The organism is Stenotrophomonas sp. 24(2023) (assembly GCF_030913365.1).
Classification (GTDB): Bacteria; Pseudomonadota; Gammaproteobacteria; order Xanthomonadales; family Xanthomonadaceae; genus Stenotrophomonas.
This window is the reverse complement of sequence record NZ_CP133160.1, coordinates 2,863,507-2,881,255: the sequence shown is the minus strand read 5'-3', so window position 1 is coordinate 2,881,255 and position 17,749 is coordinate 2,863,507. Positions and strand designations below refer to the sequence as shown.

The 17,749-nt window shown below is 68.4% G+C and carries 21 protein-coding genes; 8 read left to right on the top strand and 13 right to left on the bottom strand.

Going from position 1 to position 17,749, the window contains the following annotated elements; genetic code table 11:
- Positions 1-51: 51 nt before the first annotated feature.
- Positions 52-933 (bottom strand): LysR family transcriptional regulator, encoded by an 882-nt coding sequence (locus Q9R17_RS12905; protein ID WP_308155005.1) that lies wholly within the window; start codon positions 931-933, stop codon positions 52-54.
- A gap of 94 nt (positions 934-1,027) precedes the next feature.
- On the opposite strand from Q9R17_RS12905, the gene Q9R17_RS12900 reads away from it, so the two are divergent.
- The gene (locus tag Q9R17_RS12900; protein ID WP_308155004.1) at positions 1,028-1,630 is read left to right on the top strand and encodes a short chain dehydrogenase; all 603 of its coding nucleotides are present in this window, start codon (positions 1,028-1,030) and stop codon (positions 1,628-1,630) included.
- Between the two features lie 51 nt (positions 1,631-1,681).
- Here the strand turns inward: Q9R17_RS12900 and soxR are convergent, their stop codons facing one another.
- Positions 1,682-2,119 (bottom strand): redox-sensitive transcriptional activator SoxR, encoded by a 438-nt coding sequence (gene soxR / locus Q9R17_RS12895; protein WP_308155003.1) that lies wholly within the window; start codon positions 2,117-2,119, stop codon positions 1,682-1,684.
- Between the two features lie 29 nt (positions 2,120-2,148).
- On the opposite strand from soxR, the gene Q9R17_RS12890 reads away from it, so the two are divergent.
- Positions 2,149-3,573 (top strand): MFS transporter, encoded by a 1,425-nt coding sequence (locus tag Q9R17_RS12890; RefSeq protein ID WP_308155002.1) that lies wholly within the window; start codon positions 2,149-2,151, stop codon positions 3,571-3,573.
- 86 nt (positions 3,574-3,659) lie between these two features.
- Here Q9R17_RS12890 and Q9R17_RS12885 read toward each other — a convergent pair whose 3' ends face one another.
- Both Q9R17_RS12885 and Q9R17_RS12880 read right to left on the bottom strand, forming a co-directional pair.
- Positions 3,660-5,639 (bottom strand): alpha/beta hydrolase, encoded by a 1,980-nt coding sequence (locus Q9R17_RS12885; protein ID WP_308155001.1) that lies wholly within the window; start codon positions 5,637-5,639, stop codon positions 3,660-3,662.
- Positions 5,639-6,613, bottom strand: a complete 975-nt coding sequence (locus Q9R17_RS12880; RefSeq protein WP_308155000.1) for a DUF4105 domain-containing protein — start codon at positions 6,611-6,613, stop codon at positions 5,639-5,641. Before Q9R17_RS12880 ends, Q9R17_RS12885 begins: the two co-directional genes overlap by 1 nt.
- Before the next feature lie 164 nt (positions 6,614-6,777).
- Here Q9R17_RS12880 and Q9R17_RS12875 point away from each other — a divergent pair, with 164 nt between their 5' ends.
- On the top strand, positions 6,778-7,182 hold the full coding sequence (locus tag Q9R17_RS12875) for a GFA family protein (protein ID WP_308154999.1): 405 nt from the start codon (positions 6,778-6,780) through the stop codon (positions 7,180-7,182).
- On the opposite strand, the gene Q9R17_RS12870 is transcribed toward Q9R17_RS12875, so the two are convergent.
- The 4 genes from Q9R17_RS12870 to Q9R17_RS12855 form a co-directional block, all read right to left on the bottom strand.
- Positions 7,179-7,343: a hypothetical protein gene (locus Q9R17_RS12870; protein ID WP_308154998.1), complete on the bottom strand. Its 165-nt coding sequence runs from the start codon at positions 7,341-7,343 to the stop codon at positions 7,179-7,181. The genes Q9R17_RS12875 and Q9R17_RS12870 overlap by 4 nt on opposite strands.
- Before the next feature lie 89 nt (positions 7,344-7,432).
- Positions 7,433-8,152 carry a hypothetical protein gene (locus tag Q9R17_RS12865; protein ID WP_308154997.1) on the bottom strand — a complete coding sequence of 240 codons (720 nt, stop codon included), beginning with the start codon at positions 8,150-8,152 and terminating at the stop codon, positions 7,433-7,435.
- Complete coding sequence (locus Q9R17_RS12860) at positions 8,128-8,796, bottom strand: hypothetical protein (protein ID WP_308154996.1); 669 nt, start codon at positions 8,794-8,796, stop codon at positions 8,128-8,130. Before Q9R17_RS12860 ends, Q9R17_RS12865 begins: the two co-directional genes overlap by 25 nt.
- A gap of 48 nt (positions 8,797-8,844) precedes the next feature.
- Positions 8,845-9,708 (bottom strand): DMT family transporter, encoded by an 864-nt coding sequence (locus Q9R17_RS12855; protein WP_308154995.1) that lies wholly within the window; start codon positions 9,706-9,708, stop codon positions 8,845-8,847.
- A gap of 171 nt (positions 9,709-9,879) precedes the next feature.
- Here Q9R17_RS12855 and Q9R17_RS12850 point away from each other — a divergent pair, with 171 nt between their 5' ends.
- Entirely contained in the window at positions 9,880-11,286 is a 1,407-nt protein-coding gene (locus tag Q9R17_RS12850) for a PLP-dependent aminotransferase family protein (protein WP_308154994.1), read from the top strand.
- Here Q9R17_RS12850 and Q9R17_RS12845 read toward each other — a convergent pair.
- Positions 11,276-11,620 carry a hypothetical protein gene (locus Q9R17_RS12845; RefSeq protein WP_308154993.1) on the bottom strand — a complete coding sequence of 115 codons (345 nt, stop codon included), beginning with the start codon at positions 11,618-11,620 and terminating at the stop codon, positions 11,276-11,278. The genes Q9R17_RS12850 and Q9R17_RS12845 overlap by 11 nt on opposite strands.
- Positions 11,621-11,757: 137 nt before the next feature.
- Here Q9R17_RS12845 and Q9R17_RS12840 point away from each other — a divergent pair, with 137 nt between their 5' ends.
- Together Q9R17_RS12840 and Q9R17_RS12835 are read left to right on the top strand one after the other, a co-directional pair.
- Complete coding sequence (locus Q9R17_RS12840; protein ID WP_308154992.1) at positions 11,758-12,534, top strand: DeoR/GlpR family DNA-binding transcription regulator; 777 nt, start codon at positions 11,758-11,760, stop codon at positions 12,532-12,534.
- Positions 12,535-12,554: 20 nt separating this feature from the next.
- Positions 12,555-13,685, top strand: coding sequence for an MFS transporter (locus Q9R17_RS12835; RefSeq protein WP_308154991.1), 1,131 nt, complete (start codon positions 12,555-12,557; stop codon positions 13,683-13,685).
- Positions 13,686-13,704: 19 nt separating this feature from the next.
- On the opposite strand, the gene arsB is transcribed toward Q9R17_RS12835, so the two are convergent.
- Genes arsB through Q9R17_RS12820 form a run of 3 tightly spaced genes read right to left on the bottom strand, consistent with a single transcriptional unit; the run spans position 13,705 to position 15,606 of the window.
- A complete protein-coding gene (gene arsB / locus Q9R17_RS12830; protein WP_308154990.1) occupies positions 13,705-14,727 on the bottom strand; it encodes an ACR3 family arsenite efflux transporter in 1,023 nt (340 codons plus the stop codon).
- Positions 14,728-14,752: 25 nt separating this feature from the next.
- On the bottom strand, positions 14,753-15,259 hold the full coding sequence (locus Q9R17_RS12825; protein ID WP_308154989.1) for an arsenate reductase ArsC: 507 nt from the start codon (positions 15,257-15,259) through the stop codon (positions 14,753-14,755).
- 17 nt (positions 15,260-15,276) lie between these two features.
- The gene (locus Q9R17_RS12820) at positions 15,277-15,606 is read right to left on the bottom strand and encodes a helix-turn-helix transcriptional regulator (protein WP_308154988.1); all 330 of its coding nucleotides are present in this window, start codon (positions 15,604-15,606) and stop codon (positions 15,277-15,279) included.
- Between the two features lie 17 nt (positions 15,607-15,623).
- Here Q9R17_RS12820 and arsH point away from each other — a divergent pair, with 17 nt between their 5' ends.
- Both arsH and Q9R17_RS12810 read left to right on the top strand, forming a co-directional pair.
- Positions 15,624-16,355, top strand: a complete 732-nt coding sequence (arsH, locus tag Q9R17_RS12815) for an arsenical resistance protein ArsH (protein WP_308154987.1) — start codon at positions 15,624-15,626, stop codon at positions 16,353-16,355.
- 122 nt (positions 16,356-16,477) lie between these two features.
- A complete protein-coding gene (locus tag Q9R17_RS12810; protein WP_308154986.1) occupies positions 16,478-17,302 on the top strand; it encodes a prolyl oligopeptidase family serine peptidase in 825 nt (274 codons plus the stop codon).
- Between the two features lie 3 nt (positions 17,303-17,305).
- Here the strand turns inward: Q9R17_RS12810 and Q9R17_RS12805 are convergent, their stop codons facing one another.
- Positions 17,306-17,686: a tautomerase family protein gene (locus tag Q9R17_RS12805; RefSeq protein WP_308154985.1), complete on the bottom strand. Its 381-nt coding sequence runs from the start codon at positions 17,684-17,686 to the stop codon at positions 17,306-17,308.
- Positions 17,687-17,749: the final 63 nt, after the last annotated feature.

Genomic DNA, 17,749 nt, shown 5'->3' with positions numbered 1-17,749 from the left:
ATCCACGCCATGCGTGGATGTTGGCCCGCGTTCTCCACGCATGGCGTGGCCCTACAGGGTGCGGCCCACGGCATCCATGACGAAATCCACGAAGCACTGCAGGCGCGGCCGTGGGCGGCGATCGGCCAGATAGATCAGGTGCATCGCTCGCGGGGCTGGCAGGTAGTCGCGCAGCAGCGGCTTGAGCCGCCCGGCGGCGATGTCCCCGGCCAGCAGTGCCGTGGGCTGCAGGATCAGCCCCGCACCGGCCAGCGCGGCCTGGCGCAGCGCGTAGCCATCATTGCTGGACAGGCGTGCTTCCCAGTCAACCTGCTCGCCATTGGCCAGCTGCCAGCCATGGCCACCGCGCCAGGCCAGATGGCTCAGGCAGTCATGCCCGGCCAGGTCCGCCGGCGTGCGTGGCGTCCCCCTGCGGCGCAGGTAGGCCGGTGCTGCGCACAGGCTCATTTCATACGGCGGCAGCGGCCGTGCCACGAGTTCCTGTGATGGCAACGGGCCGATACGGATCGCGGCATCGAAGCCATCCTCGATCAGGTCAACGCGGCGATTGCTCAGGTCCAGTTCGATGTTCAGCAGCGGCTGTGCACGCAGCAGCCCGGCCAGCAGCGGGGCCAGCACGCAGCTGCCCCAGGTGGTCGGCGCACTGACCCGCAGCAGGCCACGGGGTTGCCGCTGCAGGCCGGCCACGCTGTCTTCGGCATGCTGTACCTGCTCCAGTACCTGCCGGCAGCCGGCCAGGTAGGCCAGCCCCGCCTCGGTCAACCGTTGGCGGCGGGTGTTCCGCTGCAGCAGCGCCGTGCCCAGGTGCGCCTCGACCTGCTGGATGTACTTGCCCACCATCACCGCCGACACCTGCAGGTGCTCGGCAGCGGCGGCGAAGCTGCCCCGGTCGGCGACGGCGACGAATGCCTGCATGCACCGCAAGGTGTCCATTGCAAACCCATGGTTAGGAATCTGCGAATCATACGCCCATTAAAAACCACTTCGGTGAAGCGCAGACTGGCCATGTCCCCTACGGAGCATTGCCATGAAGATCCTTCTTGTCGGCGCCAGCGGCACGCTGGGCCAGGCCGTTTCGCGCCACCTCGGCCAGCAGCATGAGATCCTCGCCGCCGGTCGCCACAGTGGCGCCCTGCGCGTGGACCTTACCGATGATGCCAGCGTGCGTGCGCTGTTCGCACAGACCGGCCCGGTCGATGCGGTGATTTCCGCCACCGGCCAGCTGCACTTCGGGCCGCTGCAGGACATGACCGCCGCCCAGTTCAACATCGGCCTGCAGGACAAGCTGCTGGGCCAGGTGCGCCTGGCACTGGCGGCCCAGCACCACCTCAACGCCGGCGGTTCGATCACGCTGACCAGCGGCATCGTCAGTGCACAGCCCATCCGCGACGGTGCCAATGCCACCGCGGTCAACAATGCACTGGAAGGCTTCGTGCGCGCCGCCGCGCTGGAACTGCTGCCGCGCGGGCTGCGCATCAACGTGGTCAGCCCGAACGTGCTGGTCGAGTCGATGGCGGCCTACGGCCCGTACTTCCCCGGCTTCGAGGCCGTGAGCGCGCAGCGCGCGGCACTGGCCTACCAGCGTGCGGTGGAAGGCATCCAGAGTGGCGAAACGATCACGGTGTGGTGACCGGCAAACCGGTGCGCCATCGGCCTGACCACCGCTGGCGCGGGCGGTGGCCTACTCCCAGCGGATCGGCCCCTCGCCCCCGCGGTCACCCAGTACATCATCCGGATTGACCAGCTGGCAGCGCTTGAGCGACAGGCACCCGCAGCCGATGCAGCCGGTCAGCTGGTTGCGCAGCAGTTCCAGCATGTGGATGCGCTCATCCAGTTCCTGCCGCCAGCGTGCGGACAGCTTGGCCCAGTCAGCCTTGGTCGGGGTGCGCCCTTCCGGCAGCGTTGCCAGGGCGCGCGCCACCGCTTCCAGCGGCATGCCCACGCGCTGGGCCACCCGGATCACCGCCAACCGCCGCAGCACATCACGGTTGTAACGGCGCTGGTTGCCGGCCGTGCGCAGGCTGTGGATCAAGCCCTTGCGCTCGTAGAAATGAAGGGCCGACACCGCCACGCCGCTGCGCCGGGCCACCTCGCCCACGCTGAGTTCCTGCACCGTCATCGCTTGACCTGAACCATGGTTGAGGTGCCATGCTGCGATCTTCGCCGCCGGAAGACAAGCGCGGCCCTCCATTGCCCTCCCCCATGAACACCGATACCGCAGCCACCGCGGTGGCCACGCCACCGACCGATTCCATCCTGGCCCCGGCCTACCGCACCACCACCATCGGCATGGTGGTGCTGGTCGCCCTGCTCGCGTTCGAGGCCTTGGCCGTCGCCGCCGCGATGCCGACCGTGGCCACCGCGCTCGATGGCCTGCGCCTGTATGCCCTGGCCTTTGGCGGCACCCTGGCCACCAGCGTGGTGGGCATGACCGCTGCCGGCCGCTGGATCGACCGCAGCGGCCCGGCCCGGCCCATGTGGTGGGGCCTGGCGTGTTTCGTGCTGGGCCTGCTGCTGGCGGGCTTCGCCACGCGCATGGGCATGCTGGTGGCCGGGCGCCTGCTGCAGGGCCTGGGCAGCGGCGCGATCTCGGTAGCGTTGTATGTGATGGTGGGCCGCTACTACCCCGAAGCCCTGCGGCCGCGCGTCTTCGCCGCGTTTTCCGCTGGCTGGGTGGTGCCGTCGATGATCGGCCCGGCATTGAGCGGCCTGATCGTGCAGCACCTGGGCTGGCGCTGGGTGTTCCTGGCCGTCCCGCTGCTGGCCGTACCGGCGGCGCTGATGCTGCGCCCGGCCCTGGCCCACCGCGCCGTACCGGGTGCCACACCGCGCGAAGATGGACGCGGCAACGTGGTGGGCTGGGCCGTGGGTGCATCGCTGGCCACGCTGCTGCTGTATTTCGGTGGCCAGCAGCACGGTACCGTGGCGTTGGCCTGCATGGGCGTGGCCGTGGTCGCCCTGCTGGTCTGCGGCCGTCGGTTGCTGCCGGCCGGCACGCTGCAGCTGCGCCGTGGGCTGCCCAGCGTGATCGCGCTGCGCGGTGTGGCCGCATCGGCCTTCTTCGCCTGTGAGGCCTACCTGCCGCTGCTGCTGCAGCGCGAACGCGGGCTGTCGCCCAGCTGGGCCGGCGCGGTGCTCAGCCTGGGCGCGCTGGGCTGGTTCAGCGGCTCGTGGCTGCAGGGCCACCAGAACCGCGGCTGGTCGCGCCAGCAGCTGCTGCGCGTGGGTACGGTGCTGATGGTGGTCGGCATCGCGGCAACGCTGGCCGTGCTGTACGCCGTGGTGCCGCTGGCGCTGTCACTGGTCGGCTGGGCGCTGACCGGTTTCGGCATGGGCATGATCTACGCCAGCCTGTCGGTGCTGACCCTGGCGCTGTCGCCACCGCATGAGCAGGGTGCCAATGCCTCGGCCCTGCAACTGAGTGAAGCGCTGTGCGTGGCCACGTCGCTGGCGGTATCCGGGGCGCTGTTCGCGCTGTTCCTGGAACACGCGCCGCATACCGGCTATGTGCTGTGCCTGGCCATCACGCTGGGCCTGGCGGTGCTGGCCTCGGTGGTTGCACGCCGGGTCTGAGGGTGGGCCTGGGCCTGCCAGGGCATGGCAGGCCCCCATCCACGCATGGCGTGGATCTACAGCATCGCACCACGCATGGCGTGGTTCTACCGGGCGCCGGTTTCCTTGACGTCCTCGCGCAGGATACGCCGCACTTCCAGCACCGCCTGCGGGGTTTCCTGCACGCTGTGGCCGGAGGTGATCACCTTTTCCGAAACCGCGCCATCCAGGTGGGCACTCCAGTACGGCACCAGCCCATCATCGGACTGCTGTAGCGGCACCTCGGGTTTGCGCCGGGCGATGATCGAGTGGTACTTCAGGCCCGGCTGGATCGGTAGCTGCGCGGCCGCCTTCACGAACGGGTCGCTGGCCTTGAGGTTGTCGATGCTGTTGGGAATGCGCAGTTTCTCGCTGCCGCTGTTCTGTGGTTCGGCCTGCTGCAGGGTCAGGAAGACATCCTCGAACTTGCCCAGGATGGTCAGCGGCAGCCGCACCAGCTTGCCGATCAGCCGGCCCAGGCGGTTGCCGGCAATGTCGGTGCCCTTGTGCGGGGCGGCGATGAAGATCACCCGTTCCACGTTCGGCTGCGGCTGGAAGTGCAGCAGCGGCCCCAGCTTGGCCTGCACGCGCTGCAGGCGTTCGCCTTTCAGGTCGTAGTTGGCCAGCAGGTCGTTCCACAGCACCTCGCCTGAATCGCTGACCAGCAGCCGGGCCAGCACGCCGCCCATGCTGTGGCCGATGTACACCATGTCCCTGGAGGCACGGCTGTTGCCGCTCGGGTCGAAGTGCTTGAGCGTGGCGTTGAACGCCTGCGCGATCTCGTAGCGGTTCAGCGCGATCGGCGCATTGGTCGGGTAGTAGACCTGCCAGACCTGGAACTGCCGGCGCAGTTCGGGCTCACCCATGATCTCGTTGGCCACGTTCACCCATGCTTCCGGGCTGCTGGCCAGACCGTGCAGCATGAAGATGATGCGGCGGTTGGGGTCGTAGGGCTGCATCAGGTAGATATGCGGCTCGTTGATGCCCTCGCTCATGCCGAACAGCGTACGCAGCGACTGGGTGGCGAACCCGCTCTGTGCCAGCCACAGGCCGTAGGCGGCGGTGAAGTTGCCGGCCAGCGGGACTTCCTCGCCATGCAGTTCCACTTTCTCCGTCGCCTCGGGCGAATACACATCCAGCAGCACCTGGCTGGTCTGCAGCACCTCGTCCAGGTCATCGCCCTTGAAACGCAGCAAGGCGGTCGCGTTGATGGATGACATCTCGCTGTACTGCGGTACGTCCTCATGGCGATGGTGCGCATGCCCATCGGCCGGCGCATCGGCCTGTGGCAGCGGCGTGACCAGCTTCGGCGGGTCCATCACCACCACCAGTTCCGCCCCGAAACCATCACGGCGGTAGGTACTGCGCAGGCCGACGAAGCTGACCGAGCTGGCCGACACCAGCTGCTTGGGAATGGACGGCATCGACAGCCGCTCGAAATCGGAGGTGATGGTCCAGCGCTCGCCGGCCACCGGTGCGTTGTAGTCCTCTCCTTCCAGGGCCGAGGCCCGCGCGCGCTTGAACACCACCGAAGCCGTCTGCTCGGCGGCGTAGTTGTAGTAGTCGCGCACCTGCGTCTGCCGGTCCTCGAACGCGCGGTCCGACGGGGCCCGGCCACTGAAGAACAGGTACGCATAGGCGTAGCGCGCCGCCTCCAGCCACGCATCCACCGCCGCATCGCTCATCGGCTCCTTCTCGGCATGCTTGGGCTTGGGGCTGAGCGCCATCGCCGTCTTCACCCAGAGCTCCGACAGCGTGGACAGGCGCTGCTCGGCACTCACCCCTTCGGTATCAAGCAGGGTCGTGCGGCAGGCGGGCAGATCCTTCTCGCACAGCTTCTCATCCAGCCCGACCACGCTCAGCGTTTCCTGCGAGGCCGCGCTGAGCGTTTTGGTGGTCAGCACGTCGCCACGCTTGTTGGCCAGGTAATCGGTGGAAGCCACCTGCTTGACCGTGACCATCGCGCAGCCACTGCCCAGCAGCAGCATCGACACGGCCAGCAGCGCCGGCAGCCCGCGCTGCCAGAAAAGGGAAAGACGGTGATGCATCACTGCGGGTCCTGCTCGGTGCCAGGAATGCCCTGGCGGATGGCGGTGGAGAAGCCGGCGTCACCCGGCAGCGCGCGCGCGCGCGCGTTGATGTGGCCGGCCGCCTGCAGCTGCTGCAGGCTGTAGCCCGGCACCAGCACCCCCAGGTCGTGGGCATAGCCGGCCAGGTAGCCGGACAACAGCAGGCGGTAATCCAGCGGCAGGCCCGGCGCGATCTGCCGGGCCAGGTCGAAGATGATGGTGGTGCAGTTGCTGGTGAGCGTGTTGTAGAACGCCGGCTTCGCATCCAGCAGCCGGGCCTCCTGCAGATAGGAGGCAAACAGCGCCTTCAGCTGCGGCCGGGTCATGCCCTGCAGGCGGTACAGATAGACATCCTCACCGCGCGCGTTGGTCCGCGTGCGGATGATGTCGGTCTCCTCGGCAGCCACCAGGGTCATCTCGAACTGGCGGAAGAAGCCGCCCAGTGCCGAGAACGATTCACCGCGCTCCTTGCGGATCTCCACCGAGAACACCAGGTGGCGGCCATCGTCGAAACCGAAGGAGATGAGCGTGTGGGCGATGGCCGGGCCCATCCAGTACGACATCACCAGATCGGCCGAGCGCAGCTGGTCCAGGTCGTAGCTGCGGCGCACCCAGCGCACGTCGTAGTCCTGTTCGGTGCGCCAGTGGAAGTCGCGCACATTGTCCAGCACCACATGGCGCCCATCGAAGGCGGTCACGTGCAGGCGCTGGCCCACATCGTCGGCCCAGACGCGGTCCTGCCGCGGCTGCAGGCTGAACCAGCCCAGCGCCGCAGCGCCCAGTGCCAGCAGGTAGCCCACGCCCAGCCAGCGGCGCACCCGGCCACGGGCCACCTGCCAGGCCGCCGCCACGGCGGCCAGCAGCCAGGCAATGGCAACGGCCTTGCCCAGCCAACCCGGTCCGGGCAGCTGGTACACCAGCACGCCGGCCACCCACACGGCCAGCAACAGCATCACGCCTCCCGTCATCCAACGTCCTGCGGTCTTCACTGGGGTCCTTTCCGGCCATGGTCGAAGCCGCTAGTTAGCCACAACCCAGCTGACGGCGGCATGCACGCCGGGCACCGGCCATCACCGGGGCGCCTATGATGGTCGTCCCCCCACCGCAGGAAGCATCCATGGGCATCACCACCGTGGCCGGCGTACCGGTCCAGAGCTGGCACACCGCCTCCTGTCACTGCGGCAGCATCGAACTGCGCCTGCACCTGCCCGAGGGCATCGTCGACCCGCGCCGCTGCGACTGCTCGATGTGCCGCCGGCGCGGTGCCATTGCCGCCAGCGTCAGCCAGGACGGGCTGCAGATCGTGCGCGGGCATGCACACCTGCGCCGGTACCAGTTCAACACGCACGTGGCCGAGCACTACTTCTGCGGCCTGTGCGGCATCTACACCCACCACAGGCGGCGCTCCAACCCGCATCAGTACGGTTACAACGTGGCCTGCCTGGAGGGCATCAATCCGTTCGCACTGGGCGAGGTACCGGTCAACGACGGGGTGAACCACCCCGCCGACCGCACCGGCTAGTGCCCGCGGCGGCGCACCGGCGCCACCTGCTGCCACGGTGCCATGCCGGCCCGCCCGGCCCGTGCCGGGCGCTTCAGTGGCAGCCGGCGCGGAACGGGCGTCGGGGCGGGTGGCACCGGCACACGGGCCGGCCACAGGCGTTGCAGGTATGACATCGACATGGCCGGTCTCCGTTGGGGGCGGGGACGGTCTACGTTAGCGCCGGGATGGCGAGGGCCATGTGAGCTCATGGCGACAGACATATGACGGATCATCCCATCAGATGCTGGAATAGGCTGTAACGATAGTAGCCGGCGTCGGCCGGAAGCGAAGCCGTTGTCGAGACAAGCCAGACGTGGCTGTGGATGGCGCCGACGGTATTGCTGGCCGTCAGCTGCAGCCACACCGGTCCGATCCCCTCGAGCTCGATACGCAGCATCGCAGAAGGCGTGGCCAGGCCGAGCAACCGGCCAACCGCACCACGTCGCAGGCTGTCGGCCAAGCCCACGATCATGAAGAAGCACTGCGCACCGTAGGCCGCCCGGCAACGTGCCAGCTTGGCCAGGTCATGGCAGACATCCGCTTCACGCAGCCGTTCACCTGCAAACGCGGATTTGACTTCGATGAACATCGCCTGCGGTGTCTTCGCCGCCTTGCCCTGCCGGTGACATCCCGGCATGCGGACGGAGATATCCGTTCTCAGTGGCTGTGCCTCCGTGGAGATCAATGGCAGCGTGGCTTCGATATCGATGCTGATCGGTCCTGGCAACGCAGCCCGAAGCCGGTCCACGATGGGGCCATACAGTTCCCGCTCCCCCCGCATCAACGATGCCGCACCGCCATGCACTGATTCCGCCTTGCCCAACAGGTCCCAGGTCAAGCCGACCAGCAGTTGCCCCATGTGCACCCTGGCGCAGACGCCCTCCGCGTGCACCGCCTTGCGCCCCCGCAGGAAGGCATCCAGGCTCAGCGGGGAATATTCGACGCCCATGCCGCTACCTTCTCTGCCTCCAGCATCAGGAATGCCACGTCCCCGACCTCTTCCGCGGCGACGTCACGATCGACATAACGCCATGCCGGCGTGCCGTTGTCATTGAAGCTGACCAGCGCGTAGGTCTCGTCCCGGAGGCCGCCTTCAGTCGCGAAGTAGTGCTCCACCCACAGGCAATGGCGTTGCACCTGTGCCATTGCGGTACGCAGCACATGCGCCTGCCACTGCACCTTGGAGTACAGCAGACGCCGCAGCCATCCAAACCGCGACACCACGCGGAGCGCCGGGGGCTGCCCCTGCGGCCCTGGATGCATCAGATGCACAACCAGGCTCTCCAGGACGGCTTCGAGCGCATTGGTTACCGACGTCCCGTAGTACGCCGGCAACTGCGAGCAGAAAACGACAAATTTCCCCTGGCGCACCCGGACACGCAGCAGGCAATAGCCCTCGTTCCAGAATCCGCGGAAGGGCAGCGGCAGGTACTCGCGCGACTGGTCTTCGGCAAGAACGATATCGAGCATGGGCATCGCAGCAGAGGACGTCCCGACAGTATCGGCAGCAATGCGGGGAAGTGAAACGGGATTCATGGGTGGGCAATCTGACAGGCTGACGCCAGCATGGCCCTGCAGGACAACCTGCGCCATCAGTGAACACCGTATTTTCCTGCGGGAAGGACATCACCGCGCCAGTCTTCAGCGGCTGAACCGCTTCGCCCCCGCCACGCACAGCACCGCAGCCAGCGTCACCAGCAGCATGCTGGCATCCACCGCTTCGTGCAGCAGCAACGCAGCCAGTGCCAGCCCCATGAAGGGCTGCAGCAACTGCAACTGGCTGACCGCGGCGATGCCGCCCAGCGCCAGACCGCGGTACCAGAACACGAAGCCGACCATCATGCTGAACACACCGACATAACCCAGTGCCCACCAGGCCGGTGCGGTGATATGGGCCACCGAGGGCGGCCAGCTCACCAGCATCAGCGGCAGCATCACCGGCAGTGCGATCACCAGCGCCCAGCTGATGACCTGCCAGCCGCCGAGATGGCGCGACAGGCGTGCGCCTTCGGCGTAGCCCATGCCACACGCAGCGATCGCCGCCAGCATCAGCAGATCCGCACGCCATGACGCCTGGATGCCGTGCCGCGTGGCATACCCCACCACGCAGGCGCTGCCCAGCACCGAGCACACCCAGAACGCGGGCCGCGGCCGATCACCACCGCGCAGCACACCGAACACCGCGGTCAGCAACGGCAGCAGTCCGACAAAGACGATGGCGTGCGCAGAAGACGCATGGCGCAGGGCCAGCGCGGTCAACAACGGAAACCCGACCACCACGCCCAGGCTGACCGCCAGCAACGGCGGCAGGTCACGCCGGTGCGGCAGCGGCTGGCGCAGGGTCAGCAGCAGGGCAACCGCCAGCACCGCCGCGATGATCGCGCGTGCTGCCGTGACGAAGCCGGCATCCAGCTGCAGCACCGCCATGCGCGTGGCCGGCAACGTGCCGGCAAAGATCATCACACCGATGAACCCATTGATCCAACCACTTGCCGACCGTTCCACGCGGTGTCCTTGCTGTAGGGGGGCGGCGTTCCAGGGGGAGGGAGCACCGGCCGCGACGGGCCCGGCCCGTGCGACAGCTGCAGTGGACCACCGCGCCGGGGGCATCCCCAGCTACAATCCAGCACAGTTTGAAGAAACTGTACTGCCTACACTTCCACTACGGTTCCGCCCATGGCCCGCCAACCGACCCGCATCGACACCGTGATGAATGCCGTGCGTGCGCGCATCAGCGCGCGCGTGGATGCGCCCGGCAGTCGCCTGCCCTCGGTGCGTGCGCAGGCGGCTGCGATGGGCATGTCCGTGTCCACGGTGGTGGAAGCCTATGAACGCCTGACCGCCGAAGGTGTCATCCAGGCGCGTGCCGGCTCGGGCTTCTACGTGGCCGGCCCGGCCGCACCGCTGGCCCTGGCCGCCATGGAACCGCGCCTGGACCGTGCAGTGGACCCGTTGTGGGTGTCGCGGCAATCGCTGGAAATGCCGGCCGATGCGCTGCGCCCGGGCTGCGGCTGGCTGCCGCCGGAATGGCTGTACCAGGACGGTGTGCGCCGCGGCCTGCGCGTGGCCAGCCGTGCCGACCCCGCGCAGCTGGCCGACTATGGCAGTCCGCTGGGCCTGCCCGCCATGCGCCAGACCCTGCGCCGTCGCATCGCCGCGCTCGGCATCGATACCGACATGGACCAGCTGCTGCTGGCCGAATCGGGCACGCACGCGGTGGACCTGGTCTGCCGTTTCCTGCTCAAGCCCGGTGACATCGTGCTGGTGGACGACCCGAGCTACTTCAATTTCCACGCGCTGCTGAAGGCCCATCAGGTGCAGGTGGTGGGCGTGCCCTACACCCCCACCGGGCCGGATCTGGACGCCTTCGCCACTGCTCTGCAGGAGCACCGCCCGCGCCTGTACGTCACCAACGCCGGCCTGCACAACCCGACCAGTGCGGTGCTGTCGGCCACCACCGCCCATCGCCTGCTTGGCCTGGCCGAGCGCAGCGACCTGATCATCGTGGAAGATGACATCTTCACCGACTTCGAGTTGAGCCCGGCACCACGCCTGGCGGCCATGGACGGGCTGCAGCGGGTGATCCACGTGGGCAGTTTTTCCAAAACGGTATCGGCGGCGATGCGCTGCGGTTACATCGCCGCCCGCCACGACTGGATCGACGCACTGACCGATCTGAAGCTGGCGACCGCCTTCGGCGGGGGGCACCTGGCCGCGCACGTCACCCACATCGCGCTGACCGACAGCGGCTACCGCCGCCACATGCAGGGCGTACGCAGCCACCTGGCCGACGCGCGCCGGCACACGCTGCGCAGACTGCAGCCGCTGGGCATCCAGCCCTGGCTGCAGCCCGACGCCGGCCTGTTCCTGTGGTGCCGCCTGCCCGATGGCATGGATGCCGCCGAGCTGGCCCGCCACTGCCTGCGTGAAAATGTCGTACTCGCCCCGGGCAACGCCTTCAGCCAGTCCCAGGGAATGGCCGATTTCCTGCGCTTCAATGCCGCCCAGTGCCGCGACCCGCGCGTGTTCCAGACCATGGCCCGCGCGATGCAGGCCATGGCACGCGGGCGCTTCAGCGCCTGACCACCGCCACCGGAGCGTTCACAGCGCGCACCTGCCCGGGCAAGCGCAGGCTGTCGCGCAGACGGCGCGCCTGCTGTACTTCGGTCACCAGCCGTTGATGGTGCCGCCACACCCAGGCTTCGGCCCCGCAGCGCCCCTGCACGTGGCCCGTGCACGGACGCAGGCGTTCGGGCCCGCCGCCTGGGCGATGGCAGTCCAGCTGGGCCATCCAGCCGCCGGGGCCGGGGCGGTGCCACAGCCGCACCACGCAGATGCCCTCGAATGCGATGGCTTCGCCCCGCCCTGCAGCAGAAGGGCGCGGCTTGACCCAGTGAAAGCCGGCAGGAAGTGTCATGCCGATGAGGATAGCCAGGGCGGTCTCACCGGTTGCGATGGCACGTGCCCCGGCGCTACCCGGCCCATGAATCGCGTTATTGCACGTTTATGCACGATCATGCACACTCATTCTCCCGCTCCCCCGTCACCTTCCCCATGTCTGCCGACCCCACCGCGCTGCCCGCCGAGCGCAGCCAGCTGATCCTGGACGAACTGCGCCAGCAGGGCCGCGTCATTGCCGCCGATCTGGCCCGCCGCTACGCCGTTTCCGAAGATTCCATCCGCCGCGACCTGCGTGAACTGGCCGCGCAGGGCCTGTGCCAGCGGGTGTATGGCGGCGCGGTACTGCCTGCCCCCAAGGCGGCACCGCTGCGCGAGCGCGTCACCCAGGACCGCGGCGACAAGGCCGAACTGGCGGCCCGTGTCTGTGCCCTGCTGCAGCCCGGGCAGGTGGTGCTGATCGATGCCGGCTCCACCAACCTGGCCATCGCCCAGCACCTGCCGGGCGCGCTCGGCCTGACCGTCATCACCAACGCCCCGCAGATCGCCACGGCGGCCACCTGGCAGGCGGGCACTACGGTGCAGCTGATCGGTGGCCGGCTGGCGGCTGGCGGTGGCGCGGTGGGCGCCGAAGCCCTGGCGCAGGTGCAGCGGCTGCGTGCCGATGTCTACCTGCCCGGCGCCTGCGCGGTGGATACCGATACCGGCGTGTGGGCGATGGATGGCGAGGAAGCCACGCTCAAGCGTGCCATGGTGGCCTGCAGCAGCCGCATCATCGTTGCCGCCACCACCGACAAGCTTGGTGCACGCGGCACCTGGCAGGTGGCCAGCCTGGAGGAGATCGACGACCTGGTGCTGACCACCTCGGCACCGCCGGCACTGGCCGCGCATTTCATTGCCGCCGGCATCGCCGTGCACCCCACCCCGCCCTGATCCTCACTGCCACTTCCGCCATGACGACACCGCACCGACCGCGCGCGCAGCAGCACGCCACCCGCGCCGCCTTTTTCATTCCTGGATTCGCCACCGCGATGTGGGCCACGCTGGTGCCCTTTGCCAAGGACCGTACCGGGGCCAACGACGCCACACTCGGCCTGGTGCTGCTGTGCCTGGGTGCCGGTTCGCTGCTGGCGATGCCGCTGGCCGGCCTGCTGGCCGCGCGCGTGGGCTGCCGCGCGGTGATGATCGCCACCACCGCGCTGATCCTCGTGACCCTGCCCGGCCTGGTGCTGGCACCATCGGCCTGGACGTTGGGCCTGGTGCTGTTCGCATTCGGTGCGGGCGTGGGCGCGATGGATTGCACGATGAACGTGCAGGCCGTGGTGGTCGAGCGCGATTCCGGCCGCGCGATGATGTCCGGCTTCCACGCCTTCTACAGCATCGGCGGCTTCATCGGGGGGGCCGCGATGACCGTGCTGTATACCGTGCTGGCACCGCTGCCGTCGGTGCTGGCCGGCATGGCCGCGCTGGTGCTGCTGGCGATGGCATCGGTGCGCCACTGGCGCAGCGAACGGGCCGGCCACGAAGGACCGATGCTGGCCTGGCCGCGCGGCGTGGTGCTGTTCATCAGCCTGCTGGCGTTCGTCGCCTTCCTCGCCGAAGGCGCGATGATGGACTGGAGTGCGGTGTTCCTGGCCGACGTGCGCGGCGTGGCCACCGCCCATGCCGGCATCGGCTTTGCCACCTTCGCCCTGACGATGACCGTGGCCCGCCTGTTCGGTGATCCGGTGGTCGAACGCCTGGGCCATCGCCGCACCATCGTGCTGGGCAGCCTGCTGGGCGCCGCCGGCGTGCTGGTGCTGACCCTGGTCACGCCATGGCAGGCATCGCTGGCCGGCTACGTGATGCTGGGCCTGGGCTGCGCCAACGTGGTGCCGGCGCTGTTCTCGCTGGCCGGCAACCAGAAGCGCATGCCCGAATCGATCGCCATCACCGCCGTCACCACGCTGGGGTATGCCGGCGTGCTGGCCGGGCCGGCGCTGATCGGCTTCGGCGCGCACCACATCGGCCTGGTCGGCGCCTTCATCGGTGTGGCCGCCGCACTGCTGCTGGTCGCTGCATCCACGCGCTGGCTGAAAGCATGAGCTTCCGGTACGGGCGGGCCTAGGCCCGCTCGTACCAGCGGCGTGAGGCGTTGACGATGCGCACCACCGACAACATCACCGGTACCTCGATCAGCACGCCCACCACCGTGGCCAGTGCCGCCCCGGAGTGCACACCGAACAGGCCTACTGCCGTGGCCACCGCCAGCTCGAAGAAGTTGCTGGCACCAATCAATGCCGAAGGCCCCGCCACGCAGTGGGCCACGCCCAGCTGCCGGTTGAGCAGGTAGGACAGCCCCGAGGTGAAGTACACCTGCACCAGGATCGGTACGGCGATCAGTGCGATCACCAGCGGCTGGCGCACGATCTGCTCGCCCTGGAACCCGAACAGCACCAGCAGCATCAGCAGCAGTGCCGCCAGCGACAGCGGCCCCAGCCGGTGCAGTACCCGCTGCAGTCCCTGCGCGCCACGGCGTACCAGCAGCACCCGCCGCAACAGCGCGGCCAGCAGCACCGGCACCACGATGTACAGCCCCACCGACAGCACCAGCGTGCCCCACGGCACGGTGATGGCTGACAGGCCCAGCAGCAGCGCCACCACCGGCGCATAGGCGACCACCATGATGGCGTCGTTCAACGCGACCTGGCTCAGGGTGAACGCCGCATCGCCCCGGCACAGGTTGCTCCACACGAACACCATCGCCGTGCAGGGGGCTGCCGCCAGCAGGATCAGGCCGGCGATGTAGCTGTCCACCTGCCCGGGCGGCAGCAGGTCGGCGAACAGATGACGCAGGAACAGCCAGCCCAGCAGCGCCATCGAGAAGGGCTTCACGGCCCAGTTGATGAACAGGGTGACGCCGATTCCCTTCCAGTGCTGGCCCACCTGGCGCATCGCCGCGAAGTCCACCTTCAGCAGCATCGGAACGATCATCAACCAGATCAGCACCGCCACCGGCAGGTTGACCTTGGCTACCTCCAGCGCGGCCAGCGCGGCGAATGCACCGGGAAACAGATGCCCCAGTGCGGTGCCGACGACAATGCACAGGGCGACCCACAGGGTCAGGTAACGCTCGAACAGGCTCATGGCACGCGGTCTCGAACAGCAGTCTTCAGGCCCGGGGGTCGTCCGGCTGCACGAAGCCGATGCGGTCCAGCGCCCGCTTCAGGTGCGCCCGGTCGCCCCAGGTCGCCGCCGGCAAGGCCAGCAGCGCCAGCAGCCGTGCCTTGACGATGGCATGAGCCTGGGCGAACGCCTGCTGCTTGTCCGCATCACTGCCCTGCACCGCCGCCGGGTCCGGCAGGCCCCAGTGCGTACGCAGGAAATCACCGAACACCACCGGACAGGCCTCGGCCGCCGCCGCATCGCAGACGGTGATCACCAGGTCCATCGGCGTGCCATGGATGAATTCGTCCCACGATTTGCTGCGCAGCCCGGCCGTGGCGATGCCCTCGGCCTGCAGTTGGGCCAGGGCATGCGGGTTGACCACACCGGCAGGCTGGCTGCCGGCGCTGAATACTTCGAAGCGGTGTCCGGCCCACGCGCGCAGCGTGGCTTCGGCCAGGATACTGCGGGCGGAATTGCCCGTACACAGGAACAGGACGCGTTGCAGGGTCACGACAGCAGTCTCCAGGGTCAGCAGGCGCAGTCCGGCGCCGACGGGCTGCAGTCGGCACTGGGAGAGCCGGCGCAGCAGTTGTGGGTGAGGTAGGCGATCAGGCCGGTCATCGCATCGAAGTTGGCCCGGTAGCAGACATGGCGGCCCTGGCTCTGGCTGTGCACCAGCCCAGCCTGCAGCAGTTCCTTCAGGTGGAAGCTGAGCGTGGCCGGCGGCACCTGCAGGGCGGCGGCGATATCCCCGGCCATGCGCCCGGCCGGACCGGCTTCGACCAGCAGACGGAAGGCCGCCAGGCGGGTCACATGACCCAGGGCGGTCAGGGCGGCGATTGCATTATTCGTTTCCATATTTCTAGAATAGTCGAATGAATAAGCCGAACGCAACTCCCCTGCCCTCGCACCTGGACGCCTCCCTGCTGCCAGGCCCCGACCATGCCGCACTGGGCGCCACGCCCGCCCAGCCACCGCGCATCCTGCTGCTGTACGGGTCGCTGCGCCCGCAATCGTTCAGCCGCAAGCTGGCCCTGGAGGCTGAACGGGTGCTGCAGCACCTGGGCTGCCAGACCCGCGTGTTCGATCCGCACCACCTGCCCATGCTCGACAGCGTCGGCAAGGACCACCCCGAGGTGCAGCGCCTGCGCCAGTGGTCGCAGTGGGCCGATGGCCATGTCTGGGTCAGCCCGGAACGGCATGGCACGGTCACCGGTGTGTTCAAGAACCAGATCGACTGGCTGCCGCTGGAGGAAGGCAGCGTGCGCCCCACCCAGGGCAAGACACTGGCGGTGATGCAGGTCAGCGGCGGTTCGCAGTCGTTCAACACCGTCAACACGTTGCGCGTGCTGGGCCGCTGGATGCGCATGCTGACCCTCCCCAACCAGTCCTCGGTGGCCAAGGCCTGGCAGGAATTCGACGACGACGGCCGCATGAAGCCCTCGCCCTACTACGAACGCATGGTGGATGTGATGGAGGAACTGGTGAAGTTCACCGTACTCACCCGCGATCGCGCCGACTACCTGGTGGACCGCTACAGCGAGCGGCGCGGCAGCGCGCATGCCACCGCACTGGCGCGTGCCGCCGGTGTCACTCACCCGGCATGACGCCAACGCCATGAAACCGATGGCGGGCAGCCATGAAAAACGCGCGTGGCCGCCCGCTGTCCCCGGTGCGGGCCAGCGCCTACACTCGGGCAGACCGCCCTGTACGCCACCGGAAGGCCCCGATGTTTCGACTGCTGACCCTTGCCCTCGGCATGGCCGGTGCGCTGGCCACCGCCGCACACGCCGCCACGCCCATCAGCCACATCACCGATGTGGGTGCACTGGCACCGGATGCGATGGCCGCGGTGGACGAGACGGTGTTCGATGCGGCCCGCTTCACCGCCCGCGACGGCAGCAGCGTGCCCTATCGGGTGCTGCCACCGCAGCGGATCGAGCCCGGCAGGCGCTATCCGCTGGTGATCCAGCTGCACAGCTCCGGCGGCATCGGCACCGACAACCGCCTGCAGCTGGACCGCATGGCCAAAAGCTGGGCGCTGCCCGAAACGCGCGCACGTTACCCCGCATTCGTGCTGGTGCCACAGTTCGCCGAACGCAGCGCCCACTACGGGCCACCGGGCCCCGACCAGCATGCCACCGCAGCGCCGGTGCTGGCCCATGCGCTGGAACTGGCGCGCGATTTCGCCGCCCATCATCCGGTGGACACCGCGCGTATCTACGCAACCGGCTTCTCGATGGGCGGCTCGGCGGCATGGCTGGCGCCCACGCTGGATGACACGCTGCTGGCCGCGATCGTGCCGTTCTCGGGCATCGCGCCGGCCGATGACAGTGCACGCACGCTGCGCCAGTTGCCGGTGCTGATCGTGCATGGCGATGCCGATGACAACAATCCGATCACCGCCGACCACCGCTTCTTCCTGGCCCTGCAGCGCGCCGGCAATACGCGCGTGCAGTTCCGCCAGTACCAGGGGCTGGCGCACCAGCCACCTGCGGACATCCAGCCGGGCCGCTGGTGGCGTGACTGGCTGTTCGCGCAGCGGCGGAAATAGCCCTCAGCTGGCGTACTGGGCGACGCCGTTGCCGAAGGACCAGTTTTCCCGTTTCACTTCCACCAGGTTGATGAATACGTCTTCCCGGCGCACACCCACGGCGGCGTGCAGCCCGTCGGCCACGGCCAGGTAGAACGCCTTCTTCTGCTCCAGCGTGCGGCCTTCGTTCCAGGTGACCTGGATGCAGATGAAGTCATCGGTGCGGGCAATGCCCAGGTAGCCCGGGTCGTAGACCAGTCCATCGGCATCGTGCTCCTGGATGACCTGGAAGCGGTCATCCGGTGGCACGCCGATGGCCAGCATGGCCTGGTACACCACCTCGCCCACGCGCTGGCGGTACTCGGGGGTCTTTCCCTTGCGAAGGTCGATGCGGGCAAGCGGCATGGCGGGGCTCCCGTGGCGCGGCATGGTGTCCCTGCCGATGGGAGCATGCCCCGGCGCGCATGG